Raw genomic sequence first — 17,824 nt, 5'->3', positions numbered from 1 at the left:
GGACCCGATTATTGGCAAAAGGGCAGGCGATTCAATGCACAGATCGGCGCTAAAAAGCGCCCCAGGGAACGGCCCCGGATTTTATGCTGGTATCATCCCGCGCCTGAACAATCCGGATAGAACGATATGAATCGCCAGAAAAAACTGCAGCAGCTCTTCAAGGCCAAAGCCAAAAAAGCCAGCGCCAAACTGGCGCCGAAAAGTAAGGATAAATACATCAGCAAGGCGGAGCGGGAGAAGCTCGCTGTGCAAGCGGCTGAGGACTCAAGCCCTTCACAAGAGAGCTGATCGAAGGGCAGCCCCGGCTTTGTAGACCTACGATGGCGAGCTGGCGGCAATGAAGACGCCAGCAGTGCCGGCCCCTTCGCAGCCTCGCTGGGGCTCGACAGCTCCCACAGTGGAGCTTCAGCGCGAGCCAGAACCCGCGCACTGTTCAGCACCCGCTCAACACCGCCTTCGGCCGCGGCTCACCGGCAAAGAAAAACGGCCGCAACCGCACGCCCACGCTGTTGCCGATGAATGCCGCCACCAGCCACACCCAGCCATGCAGGCTACCTGAGGCGATGCCGCTGAAGTAGGCGCCGATGTTGCAACCGTAAGCCAGGCGCGAGCCGTAGCCTAGCAACAGGCCGCCGATGACCGCGGCGATCAGCGAGCGTGCTGGGATCTTGAGGCTGGGAGCAAAGCGGCCCGCCAGGCCGGCGGCCAGCAGTGCACCGAGGACGATGCCGATGTCCATCACGCTGGTGATGTCTTCCCACACCGGCGCGGCTAAGGCCTTGGCATTGCCCGGCATCTGCCAGAACGCCCAGGCGCTGACATCCACACCCAACCCGCTCGCCACCTTGGCGCCCCACAGCGCGAACGCCGAGGTGATGCCCCACGGGCGCCCGGCCAGCGCCAGGGTGGCGTAGTTGAGCAACGCCAGGCCAATCGCGCCCCACAGCAGTGGCCAGGGTCCGCGCAGGAAACGGCGCAGGCCCTGATGCTCGCTTTTTACACCCTCTTCCAACTGGCCGTGGCGGCGCTTTTCCAGGCGCACCGTGACCATCGCAATGATCGCGAACATGGCCAGGCTGGCGAGCAATGCCGGGAAGACACCGAAGCTCTTGACGATGGAGACGGCGGGGAACGCAGGCAGCGCGAACCACCAGTCCACGTGATGTGTGGCGATCAACGAACCGCAGATAAAGAACAGAAGTGTCACCAGCATGCGCGCATTGCCGCCGCCCACGGTGAACAGCGTGCCCGACGCACAGCCGCCGCCCAACTGCATGCCGATGCCAAAAATGAACGCGCCGAACACCACCGACACCCCGGCCGGCGCCACCAGCCCAACCACCGGCTGGCCGAACAAGGTGCCCGCCCCCAGCGCGGGGAAGAACAGCAGCACCGCCAGCGCAAGCATCACCATCTGCGCGCGCAAGCCGGCGCCACGGCGCTCATTGATAAACACCCGCCAGGCCGAAGTGAAGCCGAAGGCGGCGTGGTAGAGGGTCAGGCCCAGCGCGGCGCCGACCACCAGCAACAGCACCTGGCGCGAGCCAACGCTGTTTTGCAGGAACAGGCCGCCCAGTACCAGAATGACGAAGGCCACCAGCGGCGCGAAGGGCTTGCGCGCAGGGGTGAGAGGGAGAGAGGTGCTCATGGGATATCTCGGGCTGTTTGAGAGGTGATTTCGCGGGGGTAAGTATAACCCCTTGAAGCGATATCCATTTGGGGGAGCTGTCGAACTTCAGCGAGGCTGCGATAGCGGTGGGTCAGGCGCAGAAAATGCCAGCAATGCCGCCGCCTTCGCAGCCTCGCCGGGGCTCGACAGCTCCCACAATATTCGTCGCACCTGAGATTACACCAGCCCCAACAACGCAAATCCAACCAACAAAAGCCGACCCCTGTGGGAGCTCCCGAGCTTCAGCGAGGCTGCGATAGCGGTGGGTCAGGCGCAGAAAATGCCAGCAATGCCGCCGCCTTCGCAGCCTCGCCGGGGCTCGACAGCTCCCACAGTTGATCTTCGTCGCACCAGGGATTACGCCAGCCGCAACAACGCAAATCCAACCCACAAAAGCCGACGCCTGTGGGAGCTGTCGAGCTTCAGCGAGGCTGCGAAGGCGGTGGGTCAGGTGAGGAAGATGCTGGCAATGCCGCCGCGGCGCTGAAGAGTTACGTCCTCCCCACCGAGCCCACAACCGGAAGGTTCCCCAACAATTTCAGCCCAGTGCTTTTGACAAAAGCTTCGTAGTCCATCGGCCGTTGGATGCGTGTCTCTGTATTAGGCAACACATACGCCCACGCCCGCTGGGACGAGGCGTCGTACACCAGCTTGAACAGCCGCGTCGGCACCCAGACCTTGTTGTCGCCAATGGTGCCATGGCCGGCATCGAACAGCGGCCCGGTAAAGACATACACGTCGCCGCCGGCGCGCATGGCGAACTTGCGGACGTCAGCCTCGACCTTGCTCCAGATCTTGCGGTTGTTGGTGGGGTCTTGCGGCACCATGTTGGACAGCGCGAAGGACTGGGCCATGGCTAGGGCACTCGGTGCGTCGGCGGCCGGGGATTGGTGACCACGGTCCATCGCCGGGTGTTGGTCGCGGTAGTCGCTCAGTTGCGCGCGCCCGGCCATGGGGACGCGCGGGTCGGCGTAAAAATGGTTGGTGCGCTCTTCACCCTTGGCATCGCGCAGTTGGCGCGCGTTGAGGCGCTCGACCACCAGCAGTGGCGTTTTGCTGGTCTGCGAATACAACACCGCAAAGCTATTGGAGCACAGCGCCAGGGGTTTCATCGATGCGGGAACGGTGGCCGTCTTGATCGGCGTGGCAGCGGGGAACAACGCAGCACAGCTGTCGAACGAGAGCTGCCGTTGCTCAGCGGAATACAGGTCAATCGGGCCACGGGCCTGTGCTGCGGTGGAAAACAAAACCAGGGCCGACAGGCCAACTGCAAAAGTGCGTAGGAGCATGCTGAGATCTTTTTACCGAAGAGTGAACAGACGACACGGACGACCGTGGGGGCCTATGGACCCTGATAAACAGGATTAGTGCGCGCAGACCTACAGATCAGGTTGAACCTCTCCTACACACCTGGGCTCACAAACCTACATTCTCGGGAGAATCCTATGACCCAGACCGCATTAGTCGTGGGCGCCAGCGGCATCGTTGGCAGCGCCATTACCCAATTACTGCTCGAGCAAAGCTGGCAGGTCGCTGCCTTGTCCCGTCGGCCCTCGCAGGTGCCGGGGGTGATCCCGGTCGCCGCCGACCTGCAAGACCCGGCCTCGCTGCAACAGGCCCTGGCCGAGCTCAAACCCACTCATGTGTTCATCACCACCTGGTCGCGCCAAGCCACCGAGGCCGAGAACATCCGCGTCAACGCCGCCATGGTGCGCAACGTGCTGGACGCCGTGCGGCCCGCCGGAACGGTGCAGCATGTGGCGCTGGTCACCGGCCTGAAGCACTACCTCGGCCCGTTCGAAAACTATGGCAAGGGCAGCCTGCCGCAAACCCCGTTTCGCGAGGAGCAAGGCCGTCTCGACGTGGAAAATTTCTACTACGCCCAGGAAGACGAAGTTTTCGCGGCCGCGGAAAAGGACGGCTTCACCTGGAGCGTGCATCGCCCGCATACCGTCACCGGCGTGGCGGTAGGCAACGCGATGAACATGGCGACCACCCTCGCCGTCTACGCCAGCATCTGCAAACACACCGGGCGCCCCTTCGTATTCCCCGGCTCGCGCGTGCAGTGGGACAGCCTCACCGACATGACCGATGCGCGGCAATTGGCCAAACAACAGCTGTGGGCAGCCACCACACCGGCGGCGGCGAACCAGGCGTTCAACATCACCAATGGCGATGTGTTCCGCTGGAAGTGGATGTGGGGCCGGATTGCGCACTACTTCGGCCTCACGCCGGCCGACTTTCCCGCAACGCCCGCCCCGCTGGAACAGCAGATGGCCGATGACCAGGACAGCTGGCGCCAGATCGCGGCGGCGCACGGGCTGAAGGAAACCAATATCGGCCGTCTGATTTCGCCCTGGCACACCGACGCCGACCTCGGGCGGCCTATCGAAGTAGTCACGGACATGTCCAAAAGCCGCATGATGGGGTTCACCGCCTACCAGGCCAGCGACCAGGCGTTTTTCGATGTGTTCGACACATTGCGTGAAGCGCGGTTGATTCCGGGTGGCGTCAACCCTGCCTGATTGAGGGTCGCGTCGATCAACAGCGGCGGGATGAGTGCTGCGGGAAACGGGCCCGTAGTTCCCGTTGCCCGCCCGCTCAGGTCCTGCTCGCACCCAACCGACCACCGCACCCAAGAGCCTCCGTTTATCGACCCCGACCACCTAAATACAGACCGTGCGCCGGCCACGCTTGCATTCGCTGATGGCACACCGCTAATCTTGCGAATAATTCTTATCCGCAGACTTACCCTCGATGCCGGCCAGCAACCCTACCTTGAACCAGGCTGTCCATATGCTCTACACCGAGCACCATGGCTGGTTGTTCGGCTGGCTGCGCAAAAAGCTCGGCTGCCCGCATAATGCGGCGGATCTTTCCCACGACACCTTCATGCGCATCCTCGCCTCCCGCGACGCGCTCGGTGCGATGCGCGAACCACGGGCCTTCCTGACGACCACGGCGCGCCACCTGATCATCGACCGCGCGCGCCGTCGCCAACTGGAGGATGCGTACCTGCGGGAACTGACGCTGACCATCGAGGTGATGGAGCAGTGCCAGCAGTCGCCGGAGCAAATCCTAGTGACCCTCGAAGCGCTGGAGCAGGTCGCCTTCGTGCTCGACGGCCTGGCCATGAATGCGCGGCAGGCGTTCCTGCTGTACTTTCTCGAAGGGCAGCGCCAAAGCGAGATCGCCAGCCGCCTGGGCATCTCCGAGCGCATGGTGCGCAAACACCTGATGAATGCCTTGCTGCATTGCAACCACGCGCTGGACGTATGAGCGCCGACCTCGACCAGCAAGCCGCCAACTGGGTAATCCGCCTCAACGAAGGCAACCTCAGCGAGCGCGAACACCAGCAATTGGAGCGCTGGAAAGCCGCCGACCCACGGCATGCCGCAGCCTTTGAGCGCATGCAGGGTTTTGTCGGACGCCTGCAGGCGCTGCGCCCGCAGCAGGCGCCGGTGCAGGCTGCGCTGGAAGCCGTGCGGATTCGTCGGCGCAACCCGGCCGGCCGCGTGCTGCTGGGGTTGCTGCTGGCATTGCCGGTGGTCCTGGCGCTGCGGGCCTACCCACCCAGCTATCTGCTGGCCGACCAGCGCACCGCGCCGGCGCAATGGCAACGCATCGATTTGCAAGACGGGTCGCAACTGACCCTCAGCGGCAACAGCGCCGTGGATTTGACCTTCGACGGCCAGCAGCGCCAGGTGCGTTTGCTGCGCGGTGAAATCCTGGTGCAGGTGGCCCATGATGCGACGCGGCCCTTTACCGTGGCCACCGACGACGGCCAAGTGCGCGCCCTCGGTACGCGCTTCACGGTCAAGCGCGAGTCGCCGGGCACCCTGCTCGGCATGCTTGAATCCAAGGTCGCCGCTACCGGCGCCAGCCAGCAGAACGCTGTGCACGTCAGCGCCGGCGAGCAAGCGCGCATCACGTCGGATGCCGTGACGCTGCTGGGCAAGATCGACCCACGCACCACCGACGATGCCTGGCAACGCCATCAACTGGTGGTGCAGGACTGGCCATTGCCGCAGGTGCTGGACGAACTGGCGCGCCAATACGGCGGCCATGTGCAGTTCGACCGCGAGCAACTGGCGGACCTGCGCGTGTCCGCGGTATTGCCGCTGGATAACCCGCGTCGCGCCCTGCAGTTGATTGCCGATGGCCTGCCGGTGCGGATCCGTGCGTTCAGCCCGCTGTGGTTGCAGATCGAGCGTGTTGAAAAATAGTCTGGCGTGCCGGGTTCCGCTTTTCACGACTGCTGCGTCAAGGAAGAAAGCACCTCAATAACAGGAATGTCTTCCATGCCCCGCCACTTCAAGCGTTCTCCCTTGCCCCTCGCCCTGGCGCTCAACCTGGCCAGCCTGGCGACGCTGAGCCTGGCCGTCAGCAGCCCGGTGGCGGCGCAGGAAACCGCGCGTTATGCCATTGCCGCCGGCGCCTTGGGCCCGGCATTGAACCGGTTCGCCCAGCAGGCGCACGTGGCGCTGCTGTTCGACAGCAAGACCGTCGCCGGCCTGAACACTGCCGGTTTGCAAGGGCAATACCCGGTGGCGCAGGGCTTCGCCCAATTGTTGCGCGGCAGCGGTTTGCAGGCGGTGCAAGGCGCCAACGGCTACGTGCTGGTGCCACTCGATACCAGCGGCTCGCTCGAACTGGACCCCACCGCCATCACTGGCCTGAGCGAAGAACGCAGCACTGAACACGTCAAAGGCTATGTCGCCACGCGCAACCTCAGCGCCACCAAGACCGACACCCCGATCATCGAAACCCCGCAATCGCTGTCTGTGGTCACCAGCGATGAGATCCGCGACCGCCAATCCGAAACCCTCTCGCAAACCCTGGACCTTACGCCGGGTTTCACCAGCCAGCCGACCAGTTTCAACCGCACTTCGGACCGCTTCCGCATTCGCGGTTTCGATGTGGAGTCCGCCACCGGCGGTTCCCTGCGCGACGGTCTGCGCCTGCAAAACAATTCCTACGACGGCGTACAGGAACCCTATGGGCTGGAACGCGCCGAGGTGATTCGCGGCGCGGCGTCGGTGCTGTACGGCCAACTGTCGCCGGGCGGCTTGATCAACACCGTGAGCAAGCGCCCCAGCCAGACGCCCTACCACGAGATCAACCTGCAAGCCGGGCAGAACAACCGCAAGCAACTGTCTGCCGACTTCACGGGCCCGTTGGGTGACAGCGACACCTTGAGCTATCGCCTGACCCTGCTCGACCGCAAGAGCGACACCGCGGCCGACCATATCCAGAACGACAAGGTCTACGTCGCCCCGGCGCTGACCTGGCAGCCCGATGACGACACATCGCTGACCTTGCTGTCGTTCTATCAGAAGACCGAGACCGGCTTCTCCGCGCCCCTGCCCTATCAGTTGACCAAAGGCGTGGGCAGCGGCAGGTTCCAGATCGGCCGCCACGACTTCATCGGCGAGCCGGACTATGACGAAATGAATGGCGAGATGTCGGCGCTGGGCTATGAGTTCGACCACCGCTTCGACGAGCACACGCGCATCAGCCACAAGCTGCGGTATTACCAGTCGGATGTGACCTGGCGCTACCTGCAAGTCAACACCGCCGGCATAGCGACCGCGCAAACCAGCGGCATCCTGCGTCGCCAATACAGCGACCGCCAGGAGCGCTCACGAGGCCTGGCCAGCGACACCAACGTCGAGAGCAAATGGCAATTCGGTGACTGGCAGCATACCTTCCTGCTGGGTTTCGACGGTTATGACACGAGCTACGATTCGCATAACTTCCGTGGGAATGCACCGTCGCTGAACCTGGCCACCTACCAGTACGGCCAGCCGGTGGTGGTCAATAAAAACCCCGCCACCGACCGTGGCTCGCAGATCGACACCCTGCAAAAAGGCATCTACTTCCAAGACCAGATCAAGTTCGATGAGCGTTGGATCCTGCTATTGGGCGGCCGTCACGACTGGGCGGACCAGCACACCGAGCTGTTCCGCAATTCGGCCGACAGCGGCAAAAGCGATGAAGCCACCACCTGGCGCGCGGGCCTGGTGTACAAGGCCGACAACGGCCTGGCGCCCTACATCAGCTACAGCGAATCCTTCTTTCCGGTGGCCGGCACAAACAAGGCGGAGCAAAGCTTCGTGCCCACCGAGGGCAAGCAATATGAAATCGGTATCCGCTATCAACCCGAAGGCAGCGCCACGCTGCTGAGTGCCGCGGTATACCAGTTGGAACAGCGCAATGTGCTGAGCCAGGACCGCACCGACATCAACTTCTCGGTACAGGTCGGCGAAGTGCGCTCCCGGGGCTTCGAGCTTGAAGCCAAGAGCGACGTCACGCCCAACCTCAGCCTGATCGCGTCCTATGCCTACATCGACGCACGCATTACCAAAAGCGATATCGCCAGCGAGATCGGCCAACGCAGCGAAGACACCCCTTACCACCAGGCCGCCCTGTGGGCCGACTACCGCCTGGCCGCACTCGGCATCCCGCAACTGCGCATCGGCGGCGGCGCCCGCTACAAAGGCACCACCCAAGCCTCCGGCGTGCCGTCGGCAATGCCCGCCTACACCCTGTACGACGCCCGCGCCAGCTACGAAATCGATCCCCATTGGGAAGTCGCGCTTAACGCCAACAACGTCACCAACAAACGCTACACCTACTGCGAATTCGCGATTTGCCGGTATGGCGATGAGCGGCAGTTGGTCAGTTCGTTGACGTATCGCTGGTAAGTGATGCGTACCGTTTACGGACCGGACAGAGGGGGGATAAAACAAAACCGGAGGCGCCGTGACCGGCGCCTCCGGTTTGTTCAACTCACTGCTCGCTGATGGTTTTCACATCAGCCTTGGCAGCACCACCAATCGCAATGCGCTTGGGCTTGGCTTCCTCCGGCACGACCCTGAGCAGATCGATGCTGAGCAAACCATTGGCAAGCTGTGCGCCCTGCACTTCGATATGGTCCACCAAGCGGAACGACAGCCGGAACGCGCGCTGGGCAATACCCTGATGCAGGTAGGTGATGTTTTCATCGTGTTCGCGCTTGCCGCCAGAGACGGTCAACACGCCTTTCTCCACCTGGATCTCCAGGTCATCCTCAACCAGGCCTGCGGCCGCAATGACGATTCGGTAATGGTCATCGCCGTGTTTTTCCACGTTGTGAGGTGGATAGGTGGTACCGGCCTCGCTGCGAAGCGCCGATTCGAAAAGGTCGTTGAACCGGTCAAAACCAACGGAATGACGGAACAGTGGGGCCAAGGAAAGAGTAGTAGCCATTGCAAAATCTCCTGAGTTTTCTCCAAGTGATTTGATACGCGACCCGTCTTCGGCATCGCGTAAAACCTATGTAGGTTCAGGGGAAAAATTTTCAAGCGTGGCTCACAAAAAAATTTTCAATGCCGTGCCCTGCCTTCCCTCAATGCCCGTCAGTCAAGCGCAAATTCCCTGTGGGAGCGGCGGTTCGACGCTTCGACTTGCTCGCGAATGCGGTGCGTCAGTCAATATATATGTGACTGATACACCGCTTTCGCGAGCAAGCCCGCTCCCACATTTGATCTTCGTTGCCTTGAGTATTAAATGATCGGCATAGCCCCACTTATGCCTATTCCAGCACTTGCGCCACGCCCTGATCCTCTCCCAGGAACCCTCCGCTCTGGTGATGCCACAGCCGCGCATAGGTGCCGTTTTTCTCGAGCAGTTCAGCATGGGTGCCTTGCTCGATGATGCGCCCGTTATCCATGACGATCAGCCTGTCCATGGCCGCAATGGTCGACAGCCGATGGGCAATGGCAATCACGGTCTTGCCCTGCATCATTTCATCCAGGCTTTCCTGGATCGCCACCTCGACTTCCGAATCCAGCGCACTGGTCGCCTCATCCAGCAGCAGGATAGGCGCGTTCTTCAGCATGACCCGGGCAATCGCCACGCGTTGGCGCTGGCCGCCCGACAGTTTGATGCCACGCTCGCCGACCAGGGTGTCGTAACCGTTGTGGCCCTGTTTGTCGCTCAATTGGCTGATAAACCCATCGGCCTGGGCGCTGGCCGCCGCGCTGCGGATTTGCTCGTCGGTTGCATCGGGACGGCCATAGGCGATGTTCTCGCGAATCGAGCGGTGCAACAGCGACGTGTCCTGGGTGACCATGCCGATGGCGCTGCGCAAGCTGTCCTGCGTGACATGGGCGATGTTTTGCCCGTCGATCAGAATCGCGCCCTTGTCCACGTCGTAGAACCGCAGCAGCAGGTTGATGAGCGTGGATTTCCCGGCGCCGGAGCGCCCCACCAGGCCGATCTTTTCTCCCGCGCGAATGCTCAGGCTCAGACCATCGAGCACCTGGCGCTCGCCGTTGTAATTGAAGCTCACATCGTCGAACGTCACCGCGCCGCCAGTTGTCACCAACGCGGGTGCCTGCGGCGCATCCTGCACCTTGGGCCCACGCGACAAGGTTTGCATGCCGTCCTGCACGGTGCCGATGTTCTCGAACAGCCCGGTCATCTGCCACATGATCCAGTGCGACATGCCATTGATGCGCAACGCCATGGCCGTAATCGCCGCCACCGCGCCCGTGCCGACTTCGCCTTGGTGCCACAACCACAGCGCATACCCGCCGGCGCCCATGATCAGCGCGACCACCAGGGCCTGATTGACGATTTCGAACTGGCTGACAAGGCGCATCTGACGAAAGCCGGTTTGCTTGAAATCCTCCATTGCCGCCCGTGCAAAATGCGCCTCACGCTTTGAATGAGAAAACAGCTTCACCGTGGTGATATTGGTATAGGCATCCGAGATACGCCCGGTCATGGACGACCGCGCATTGGCCTGCTCCTGCCCGACTTTGCCCAGGCGCGGCACGAAATAGCGCATGGCCAGACCGAACAGCGCCAGCCACGCAATGAAAGGCAGCATCAGCCTCGGGTCGAAACCGGCGGCCAGCGTGATGATCGCAATGAAATACACGCCGATCCCAGGCGCGATCTCGATCAGGGTGAACAACACCTCGCGCACCGACAGCGCCGTCTGCATCACCTTGGTCGTGACCCGGCCGGAAAACTCATCGGAGAAAAACGAAAGACTCTGGCGCAGCATCAGCCGATGGAAATCCCAGCGCAGACGCAACGGCAAATTGATCGCCAACACTTGGTGCTGCACCATCGTGCGCAACGCCACCAGCCCGATGCTGATCACCAACACGATGCCGATCCCCCACAACACACGGCTTTCCTGCCCCGCCGCTTCGCCACCGGCCTGCCAGGTCGACAACAGGTCCACGACCTGCCCGAGAAACGAAAACAGCCAGGCTTCGTAAATCGACACCGCGGCACTGAGCAGCGCGAGCAAGAGGATATAACCACGCGCACCGCGTGTGCAGGCCCACAAAAACCGCGCCAGGCCGTCGGGTGGTGGCGGTGTTTCGTCAGGGGGAAAAGGGTCGAGCCGTTGTTCAAATTTGCCAAGCATGGAGCTCTCCAAAACGTTCCAGTGGGGAGATTCTGGCATTTAAATGTGGGTTGAGGGACGTTTGAGGGCTGAAAGCCCCCAGCCAAGGCTTTATTGTTTTGCCCAACCCGACCATTGAGCACACACTCAGAACGTTGCGCACTGAAACGAGTCTGAACAGCTGACTTATCATGAGTGATTCAAATGATTTTCAACGCTCTGGTGTTCCTGACCACCCTGATCGGCATGGAAGGCTTCGCGTTCGTGGCCCATAAGTACGTGATGCACGGATGGGGTTGGGGGTGGCATCGTTCTCACCATGAACCCCGGACGGGATGGTTCGAGAAGAATGATTTGTATGCGGTGGTGTTCGCGCTGTTCGCCATCGTGTTGATTGCCCTCGGCAATCAGGGCGTGCACCCGCTTGAGTGGATTGGCGCAGGCATGACGGCGTACGGTTTCCTGTACTTCCTCGCCCACGACGGCCTGGTGCACAAGCGCTGGCCGCTGCGGTACGTGCCGAGAAACGGCTATCTGAAGCGCCTTTATCAGGCGCATCGGATGCACCATGCCGTTTCAGGTAAGGCCGGGTGCGTCTCTTTCGGCTTTTTGTACGCGCCGTCTATTGCGACACTTCGGCGCCAGCTTCGCGCGCTGCATGGCGGCCCGCTGGAGAAGCGTGACGGGGACGTTGCCAAAGATCAGCGGGGCGACCCGGCCAGCGGCGGCCACGGGACCTGATGGCGCGCCAGAGCCCCGCCAGCACCAAGCGCACCTTGTCGAATTTTGAGGTTGAGACACGTGTATCCCAGGCTTTGCTGCCGCGCTGTTTGACCTTGATACCGATCTCCCGGTAAACCCCGCTGGCTGTCGCCACCGCCCAGGCAGAGCGCCACGGCAAGGCGGTCAAACCCGCCTCGGCGCTGACGTAGAAAGGCTCCGCCCTGTCGACCAGACGCTGCGCCAGTACGGCCAGGGCTGCTCGATACTCAGGCTCGGCCAGGTGCTGCTGCGGTATCGCGAACTCATCCAGCCATGCTTGCGGCAGATAGCAGCGGCCCACGCCTGCGTCCTCGACGATGTCCCGGGCGATGTTGGTCAGTTGAAAGCCCATGCCCAGGTCACATGCTCGGTCCAGAGTCTGTTCGTCGCTCACACCCATGACTTGCGCCATCATCAGCCCGACCACGCCGGCAACGTGATAGCAGTAGTCCAGCGTGTCCTCGATGCGCTGATAGTGGCGTTGTTGAACGTCCATTGCGAACCCGGACAGATGTTCCAACGCGTACGTCTCGTGCAGGCGATGACGGATTACCACTTCACGAAACGCCGCGAATGCCTCGGTCTCGACGGGCTGGCCGGCGAATACCGCATGCGTCTGGGCAATCAGCGCTACGAGCCGTTGATTGACCTCGTCCTGCCCGACGGGCGTTGCCGCGTGGCCGGCGTCCTGGCCATCAATCACATCGTCGCAATGTCGACACCAGGCGTAGAGCATCACGGCGCTGCGGCGCGTGGCCGGGTCGAACAGCCGCGACGCCGCCGCGAAACTCTTGGAGCCGACGGCGATGCTTCGGGTCGCATGGTCGAGCAGCGTCTGATCATCACCTTCAATAGCCATCACCGGTGCAGGTCCTCCAGCATCAGTCCGGCGGTGGCCTTGGCGGACCCGATCACGCCGGGCACGCCAGCGCCAGGATGGGTGCCCGCGCCGACCAGATAGACATTGCCGAGTTTGGCGTCGCGGTTGTGCGGGCGGAACCAGGCGCTTTGGGTGAGGATGGGCTCAAGGGAAAATGCAGAGCCCAGGTGCGCGTTCAGTTCGTGTTGAAAATCCGCCGGCGTAAAGATACGACAGGTGACCAGGTCCTCGCGCAGTCCCGGTATGTAGTGTTTTTCGAGGTAGTCGAAAATCCGATCCCGATAGCGCGGTCCTTCGACGTCCCAATCAATCGGCGCGTTGCCCAGATGCGGCACAGGGGACAGTACGTAGTGGCTGGAGCAGCCCGGCGGCGCAAGGCTTGGGTCTGTGACGCAGGGCGCATGCAGGTAGAGGGAAAAATCCTCGGCCAGCGCCTTGCCCTTGAAGATCTCCTGGATAAGCGCGCGATAACGCGGCCCGAAGCACACGGTGTGGTGCTGCAACTGAGGCTGCGGGCGCTTGAGCCCGAAGTGAATCACAAACAGCGAGTTGCTGAAGCGCTTGCCCTTGAGGCGAGTGCTTTCCTGCGTTCCCCGGGGATGCGCGCCCAGCAACTTTGCGTAGGTGTGCACCACGTCCGCATTGGAGGCGACGCAGTCGGCGTGGAGCTGGCGTCCGTCTGCAAGGCACACCCCGGTGGCGCGGTCGGCAACCACTTCGATGCTGGCCACATCGGCGTTGAGTTCAATGCGCCCGCCGATGTCCTCAAACAGCTTGACCAGTGCGTTCACCAACGCGCCGGTACCGCCGCGGGGAAACCAAACGCCCCACTCGCGCTCAAGCGCATGAATGAGGGTATAGATCGACGACGTGGCAAACGGATTACCGCCTACCAGCAGCGAGTGAAACGAGAACGCTTGGCGCAACCTCTCGTCTTCGATAAAGCTCGATACCTTGGCGTACACGCTGCGCCAGGCCTGCAGCCGGGCGAGTTGCGGCCCGGCCTGGATCATGTCGCGAAACGACAGGAACGGCACCGCCCCCAGCTTCAGATAGCCCTCGTGGAACACCGCCTTGGAGTACGCCAGGAAGCGTTGATAGCCTGCCACGTCACGTGGGTTGAACTGGGCGATCTGACGATCCAGCGCCGCCTGGTCGTTGGCGTAATCAAACCGCGAGCCATCCTCCCAACACAGCTGGTAGAACGGCGCCACGGGAAGCAACTCGACGTAGTCGGCCATGGTTCGACCGGCAGCCGTGAACAATTCCTCGATCGCCGTCGGGTCGGTGATCACGGTGGGGCCTGCGTCGAAGGTGAACCCTTCATCGTGATATACGTAAGCGCGGCCACCGGGCTTGTCGCGCTTTTCCAACATGGTCGTTTGTACGCCGGCAGCCTGGAGCCGGATTGCCAAGGCAAGCCCGCCAAATCCGGCGCCAATCACGATGGCCTTTTTTGCGTCGATCATTCTCGATTCTCGTAGTGTCTGGGCAGGTAACGGCACATCGCATGCAAGGCTTCGATGACCGGCACGGGCGGGCTGCCGGAGACCACCCGCAGTTTGTCCGCAACGCTGCTGTTGCCGGCGTAGAAGCGGCTGATCAAGCCTTCGGGAAGGCCATAAAAACGCTGCATCACCCGCCAGCGGTCTTCAGGTTGCCCGGCCAGAAACAGCATGCGATTGAGCAGGCGGTAGAAGCGCTGACGGCGCCAGGCCTGATGGGCGAAGGCCCGTATGCTTTTATCGAGCGCCTCGGCACTCAGGTCGCGTTGTTGCGCGATTCTGTCAGCCAGGCGCATGGCATGGGGCAACGAGTAGCCTGTAGTGCAGTGGAACAGTCCGGCGCGCAATCCGGCCAGCGGCTGCCCCTTCGCTTCACGCCAGAACTGCGTGAAGTCGCCCGCCAAGGTGATGGGCAATACGCCCTCCTCCTCACGCAGGCAGGCGGCGACGCTCCAGCCTTGCTCGCTGACGTAATCGGCGATATGAGCGCGAAGCTGGTCGGCGGACAATGCCTGGCGGTCCACGTAATGAGTGTCTTCAATCAATAGCGTGTCAGCGCTGAACGGCAGCACATACACGAAACGATAACCCTGCCCCTGGGCCACTCGGGCATCCATGATGATCGGTGCATCGAGGCCATGGGGGGCGTGCAATTGCAGCAATTGCCCCAGGAACGCCTGCCGCCCGAGCACCATCTGCTCACTCTCCCGCACGCCACGGCCGTCGATGACCGCCTGGGCCACAAGCGTCTCGCCGGTGGCGAGGGTGACTGACTGCGGTGTCACCTGTGTAAGGCGCTGGCCAGTGCGCAGGTTGTCACCGAGTGCGGCCTGGATGACCTCGGCAAAGCGCTCGGAAGTGATGCTGGCGTACCCGGAAGAAAGACGCCGTGACCGCGCCGGGAAATGCACGTCGTAACACGGCCAACGGCGCACCACCAACGGTTCGATCCATTGATGCTGGGCCGGACTCAGGTCGCCGTCATGAAACGACCAGGTGTGATTGCCGCCGATGCTGGCTTGCTCTTCGATACACAGCACGTTCAATTCAGGCCGCAGTTGCTTGAGTCGCCAGGCGATCAGGCCATTGGCCAGACCGCCGCCGGCTAATATCAAATCGTAGGTCATGGCAGGGTCTCCACGGGCACGGGCCTGCCGGTGCGCACGACCGTTTCGATGATGTCGGCCGCCCGTTGCGTGCCGCCCGCCTGGTCCAATTGCGCCGCCAGCCGGTGCAAAGGTTCGAGGGGTTGTTCAAGCAGCCGAGCCAACGCGTCATGAATCCTCGGCGCGCGCGCGTGTCGGCTCAGGTTCAGGCCCACGCCGGCGTGGCTGACCCGCGCGGCCACGCCCGGTTGATCAAAACCGATGGGCATGACCAACACTGGTGTGCGTGCCTTGATCGCATCCATCACCGTATTCAGGCCGCCATGGGTGACCACCGCATCCGCTCTGTCGAGGACCCACTGTTGCGGCGCAAAATCCACGACCCAGGTTGCCCCGCTGCGCTTGAGGCGCTCTTGCTGCGCACGGTCCAGGCCCCCGCAATGGGCAACCATCAACTGCGCGTCGAGCCGCGCGCAGGCCTTGGCGATCTGGCGGAACATGTTCATGCGCCCACCCTGCAAGGTGCCCAGGCTGGCGAAGATGAACGGGCGCTCAGGGTCGATCGTCCACTCGCCCGCTGCCTGATGCCCAGGCGTTCGTAACGGGCCGACGGCGTGAAAGGTCGCAGGCAACTGCTGGCGCGGCAGGTCGAATCCGGCAATCGTCTGGCTGATTTGCGCGTAGGGCGAAAGACACTGGTGAAGTGCATCGCGCGGTTCAATCGCAAACTCCCGGCAGGCAGCGCGGATCACATCGCGCAACGGCCGCATCAGCCAGTCATACACCCGCTGGCTGCCTTCGTACAGGCGTCGGCTGCGCTCATCCGTGCCATAGGCAAACGGCATGACGGCCAGCGCAATCCCAGGCTCGCGATTGACCGGCAAGGCACAGGCCACGGAAATGAACGGCACGTCCAGCGCCTCCGCCACCAGGCCACCGGCGGCCTCCATCTGGTCGCACAGCAGCGCATCGATGCGGTTCTGGGTCAGCGCCTGGGGCAATTCACGGCACAGCATGCGGGTGGTCGCGCACAGATCGCGAATCACACCAAGCAGCCGCAGAGGATTGTTTGACGTCGCGGCCCGTCGCAACACGCCGGCGAGGCTGCCCGGCGGATGGCTGGCGGCGCCCAGTGTGTGGAACCCCACACGAGGGTCGGTGAGCCAGCGGCGCGCATCGGCCTGCTGAAAGAACGTGACGCGATGACCACGGTCGATCAACGCCGACGCCAACGCCTGGAACGCCTGGAAATGGCTATAGAACGCCGGCGCGACGACAGCGAAATGGCTCATGGGCGCAGGGCCAACGAGGGGGTGGCGGACAGCAGACGCGCACTTCGCAACGCCGCAAGGTTGGCCGAGCCGGTGCAGAAGCAGGCAATGCGCAGCTGCCTGATGACGATGTCGAAATGCTCGATGACCGCCGACGTCGACAGGGTGGCCTCGCGCAGAACGCCTGCCGCCTGGCCAATCACATCGGCACCCAGGCAGATGGCCTTGGCCGCGTCGACGCCGTTGCGGATGCCGCCAGAGGCAATCAAGGGCATGTCGGGCAATGCGCGCCGAACGTTTTGCAGGCTGGTGGCGGTCGGTATGCCCCAGCCGGCGAAGGCTTCGGCTACCCGTCGATCTTGCGGGCGCACGGCGCGGGCAGCTTCGACCGCTGCCCAACTCGTGCCGCCCAGCCCCGCGATGTCGATAACCTGCACGCCGGCACCGGCCAGCGCCAACGCGACCTGCGCCGAGATCCCGGCACCGACCTCCTTCACCACGACAGGCACTCCGACCGTTTCCACGGTGCGCCGGATGGCCTCCAGCACCCCGCACCAATTGCGGTCGCCTTCGGCCTGGACCGCTTCCTGCAGCGGGTTGAGATGAATAATCAAGGCGTCGGCCTGCAGCGTGTCCACCGACCGACGCGCCAGGTCGAGGCCATCGCGCTCCAGTAATTGCGCGGCGCCGATATTGCCCAATAACGCAATATCTGGCGCCAGGCGGCGCAGTTCGCGGGTCAGGCCTTGATCATTGCCACTGCGCAGTCCCACCCGCTGCGAGCCGACGCCCATGGCGATGCCAAGCGCCTGGGCCGCCTCGGCCAGATGGCGGTTGATCGCCGTGGAACGCTCGGCGCCGCCCGTCATGGAACTGATCAGCAAGGGTGCGCGCAACGTTCTGCCGACCAGCCCGCCGCTCAAGTCGATGGCGTCGAGGTCCAACTCAGGCAGCGCGCAGTGTTCAAATTGCAAGGCATCGAAGCCTGTGCCGATGCCGCTTGGGCAGGCGCTTGCGTTGAGCACGATGTCCAGGTGATCGTCCTTGCGTCTACTCAGATCGTTGTCACTCATTACAAGCCCCACATTGCTTGAATCATTTTGTGCTCGACACTGTCAGCTACTAAGATAACTTATACAAACAAGTGATGACCGCATAAGTTTTTTTTGCCGCTAAGACTGAGGCACCTCCGATGCGCAGTCGTTCCCAACTTTTAGCGTGG

General features: G+C 62.6%; 15 protein-coding genes. 6 read left to right on the top strand and 9 right to left on the bottom strand.

Annotated elements, in window-relative coordinates:
- Positions 1-126 precede the first annotated feature (126 nt).
- Complete coding sequence (locus tag ACLH0H_RS18240) at positions 127-288, top strand: DUF2986 domain-containing protein (RefSeq protein WP_411379066.1); 162 nt, start codon at positions 127-129, stop codon at positions 286-288.
- A 145-nt stretch (positions 289-433) separates the two neighbouring features.
- On the opposite strand, the gene ACLH0H_RS18235 is transcribed toward ACLH0H_RS18240, so the two are convergent.
- The gene (locus ACLH0H_RS18235; protein WP_411379065.1) at positions 434-1,648 is read right to left on the bottom strand and encodes a YeeE/YedE family protein; all 1,215 of its coding nucleotides are present in this window, start codon (positions 1,646-1,648) and stop codon (positions 434-436) included.
- 512 nt (positions 1,649-2,160) lie between these two features.
- Entirely contained in the window at positions 2,161-2,958 is a 798-nt protein-coding gene (locus ACLH0H_RS18230; protein ID WP_411379064.1) for a DNA/RNA non-specific endonuclease, read from the bottom strand.
- 156 nt (positions 2,959-3,114) lie between these two features.
- Between ACLH0H_RS18230 and ACLH0H_RS18225 the strand changes: the two genes are divergently transcribed.
- The 4 genes from ACLH0H_RS18225 (at position 3,115) to ACLH0H_RS18210 (ending at position 8,376) form a co-directional block, all read left to right on the top strand.
- Positions 3,115-4,194 (top strand): SDR family oxidoreductase, encoded by a 1,080-nt coding sequence (locus ACLH0H_RS18225; RefSeq protein WP_411379063.1) that lies wholly within the window; start codon positions 3,115-3,117, stop codon positions 4,192-4,194.
- Between the two features lie 232 nt (positions 4,195-4,426).
- A complete protein-coding gene (locus tag ACLH0H_RS18220; RefSeq protein ID WP_411379062.1) occupies positions 4,427-4,948 on the top strand; it encodes a sigma-70 family RNA polymerase sigma factor in 522 nt (173 codons plus the stop codon).
- Positions 4,945-5,895, top strand: a complete 951-nt coding sequence (locus tag ACLH0H_RS18215) for a FecR family protein (protein WP_411379061.1) — start codon at positions 4,945-4,947, stop codon at positions 5,893-5,895. Before ACLH0H_RS18220 ends, ACLH0H_RS18215 begins: the two co-directional genes overlap by 4 nt.
- A gap of 75 nt (positions 5,896-5,970) precedes the next feature.
- On the top strand, positions 5,971-8,376 hold the full coding sequence (locus ACLH0H_RS18210) for a TonB-dependent siderophore receptor (protein WP_411379060.1): 2,406 nt from the start codon (positions 5,971-5,973) through the stop codon (positions 8,374-8,376).
- 85 nt (positions 8,377-8,461) lie between these two features.
- Here the strand turns inward: ACLH0H_RS18210 and ACLH0H_RS18205 are convergent, their stop codons facing one another.
- Complete coding sequence (locus ACLH0H_RS18205) at positions 8,462-8,920, bottom strand: Hsp20 family protein (RefSeq protein ID WP_411379059.1); 459 nt, start codon at positions 8,918-8,920, stop codon at positions 8,462-8,464.
- 325 nt (positions 8,921-9,245) lie between these two features.
- On the bottom strand, positions 9,246-11,099 hold the full coding sequence (locus ACLH0H_RS18200) for an ABC transporter ATP-binding protein (protein WP_411379058.1): 1,854 nt from the start codon (positions 11,097-11,099) through the stop codon (positions 9,246-9,248).
- A gap of 183 nt (positions 11,100-11,282) precedes the next feature.
- Between ACLH0H_RS18200 and ACLH0H_RS18195 the strand changes: the two genes are divergently transcribed.
- Positions 11,283-11,819 carry a sterol desaturase family protein gene (locus tag ACLH0H_RS18195; protein WP_411379057.1) on the top strand — a complete coding sequence of 179 codons (537 nt, stop codon included), beginning with the start codon at positions 11,283-11,285 and terminating at the stop codon, positions 11,817-11,819.
- On the opposite strand, the gene ACLH0H_RS18190 is transcribed toward ACLH0H_RS18195, so the two are convergent.
- Genes ACLH0H_RS18190 through fni form a run of 5 tightly spaced genes read right to left on the bottom strand, consistent with a single transcriptional unit; the run spans position 11,701 to position 17,675 of the window.
- The gene (locus ACLH0H_RS18190; protein WP_411379056.1) at positions 11,701-12,699 is read right to left on the bottom strand and encodes a phytoene/squalene synthase family protein; all 999 of its coding nucleotides are present in this window, start codon (positions 12,697-12,699) and stop codon (positions 11,701-11,703) included. The two genes, ACLH0H_RS18195 and ACLH0H_RS18190, sit on opposite strands and share 119 nt — an antisense overlap.
- Positions 12,699-14,189: a phytoene desaturase gene (locus ACLH0H_RS18185; RefSeq protein ID WP_411379055.1), complete on the bottom strand. Its 1,491-nt coding sequence runs from the start codon at positions 14,187-14,189 to the stop codon at positions 12,699-12,701. Before ACLH0H_RS18185 ends, ACLH0H_RS18190 begins: the two co-directional genes overlap by 1 nt.
- Complete coding sequence (gene crtY / locus ACLH0H_RS18180; protein WP_411379054.1) at positions 14,186-15,352, bottom strand: lycopene beta-cyclase CrtY; 1,167 nt, start codon at positions 15,350-15,352, stop codon at positions 14,186-14,188. Before crtY ends, ACLH0H_RS18185 begins: the two co-directional genes overlap by 4 nt.
- Complete coding sequence (locus ACLH0H_RS18175) at positions 15,349-16,623, bottom strand: glycosyltransferase (RefSeq protein WP_411379053.1); 1,275 nt, start codon at positions 16,621-16,623, stop codon at positions 15,349-15,351. Before ACLH0H_RS18175 ends, crtY begins: the two co-directional genes overlap by 4 nt.
- Positions 16,620-17,675, bottom strand: a complete 1,056-nt coding sequence (gene fni / locus ACLH0H_RS18170) for a type 2 isopentenyl-diphosphate Delta-isomerase (RefSeq protein WP_411379052.1) — start codon at positions 17,673-17,675, stop codon at positions 16,620-16,622. Before fni ends, ACLH0H_RS18175 begins: the two co-directional genes overlap by 4 nt.
- Between the last annotated feature and the right edge of the window lie 149 nt (positions 17,676-17,824).

The organism is Pseudomonas sp. MPB26 (assembly GCF_046605355.1).
In the GTDB taxonomy this organism is placed as follows: Bacteria; Pseudomonadota; Gammaproteobacteria; order Pseudomonadales; family Pseudomonadaceae; genus Aquipseudomonas; species Aquipseudomonas cedrina.
This window is presented reverse-complemented; position numbering and strand designations above follow the sequence as displayed.

Excerpts from the sequence above, each read along its gene's own strand:
- ACLH0H_RS18195 (WP_411379057.1), top strand. The coding sequence starts at position 11,283 with ATGATTTTCAACGCTCTGGTGTTCCTGACCACCCTGATCGGCATGGAA.
- ACLH0H_RS18240 (WP_411379066.1), top strand. The coding sequence starts at position 127 with ATGAATCGCCAGAAAAAACTGCAGCAGCTCTTCAAGGCCAAAGCCAAA.
- ACLH0H_RS18230 (WP_411379064.1), bottom strand. The coding sequence starts at position 2,958 with ATGCTCCTACGCACTTTTGCAGTTGGCCTGTCGGCCCTGGTTTTGTTT.
- fni (WP_411379052.1), bottom strand. The coding sequence starts at position 17,675 with ATGAGTGACAACGATCTGAGTAGACGCAAGGACGATCACCTGGACATC.
- ACLH0H_RS18210 (WP_411379060.1), top strand. The coding sequence starts at position 5,971 with ATGCCCCGCCACTTCAAGCGTTCTCCCTTGCCCCTCGCCCTGGCGCTC.
- ACLH0H_RS18225 (WP_411379063.1), top strand. The coding sequence starts at position 3,115 with ATGACCCAGACCGCATTAGTCGTGGGCGCCAGCGGCATCGTTGGCAGC.
- ACLH0H_RS18220 (WP_411379062.1), top strand. The coding sequence starts at position 4,427 with ATGCCGGCCAGCAACCCTACCTTGAACCAGGCTGTCCATATGCTCTAC.
- crtY (WP_411379054.1), bottom strand. The coding sequence starts at position 15,352 with ATGACCTACGATTTGATATTAGCCGGCGGCGGTCTGGCCAATGGCCTG.
- ACLH0H_RS18235 (WP_411379065.1), bottom strand. The coding sequence starts at position 1,648 with ATGAGCACCTCTCTCCCTCTCACCCCTGCGCGCAAGCCCTTCGCGCCG.
- ACLH0H_RS18185 (WP_411379055.1), bottom strand. The coding sequence starts at position 14,189 with ATGATCGACGCAAAAAAGGCCATCGTGATTGGCGCCGGATTTGGCGGG.
- ACLH0H_RS18200 (WP_411379058.1), bottom strand. The coding sequence starts at position 11,099 with ATGCTTGGCAAATTTGAACAACGGCTCGACCCTTTTCCCCCTGACGAA.
- ACLH0H_RS18175 (WP_411379053.1), bottom strand. The coding sequence starts at position 16,623 with ATGAGCCATTTCGCTGTCGTCGCGCCGGCGTTCTATAGCCATTTCCAG.
- ACLH0H_RS18205 (WP_411379059.1), bottom strand. The coding sequence starts at position 8,920 with ATGGCTACTACTCTTTCCTTGGCCCCACTGTTCCGTCATTCCGTTGGT.
- ACLH0H_RS18215 (WP_411379061.1), top strand. The coding sequence starts at position 4,945 with ATGAGCGCCGACCTCGACCAGCAAGCCGCCAACTGGGTAATCCGCCTC.
- ACLH0H_RS18190 (WP_411379056.1), bottom strand. The coding sequence starts at position 12,699 with ATGGCTATTGAAGGTGATGATCAGACGCTGCTCGACCATGCGACCCGA.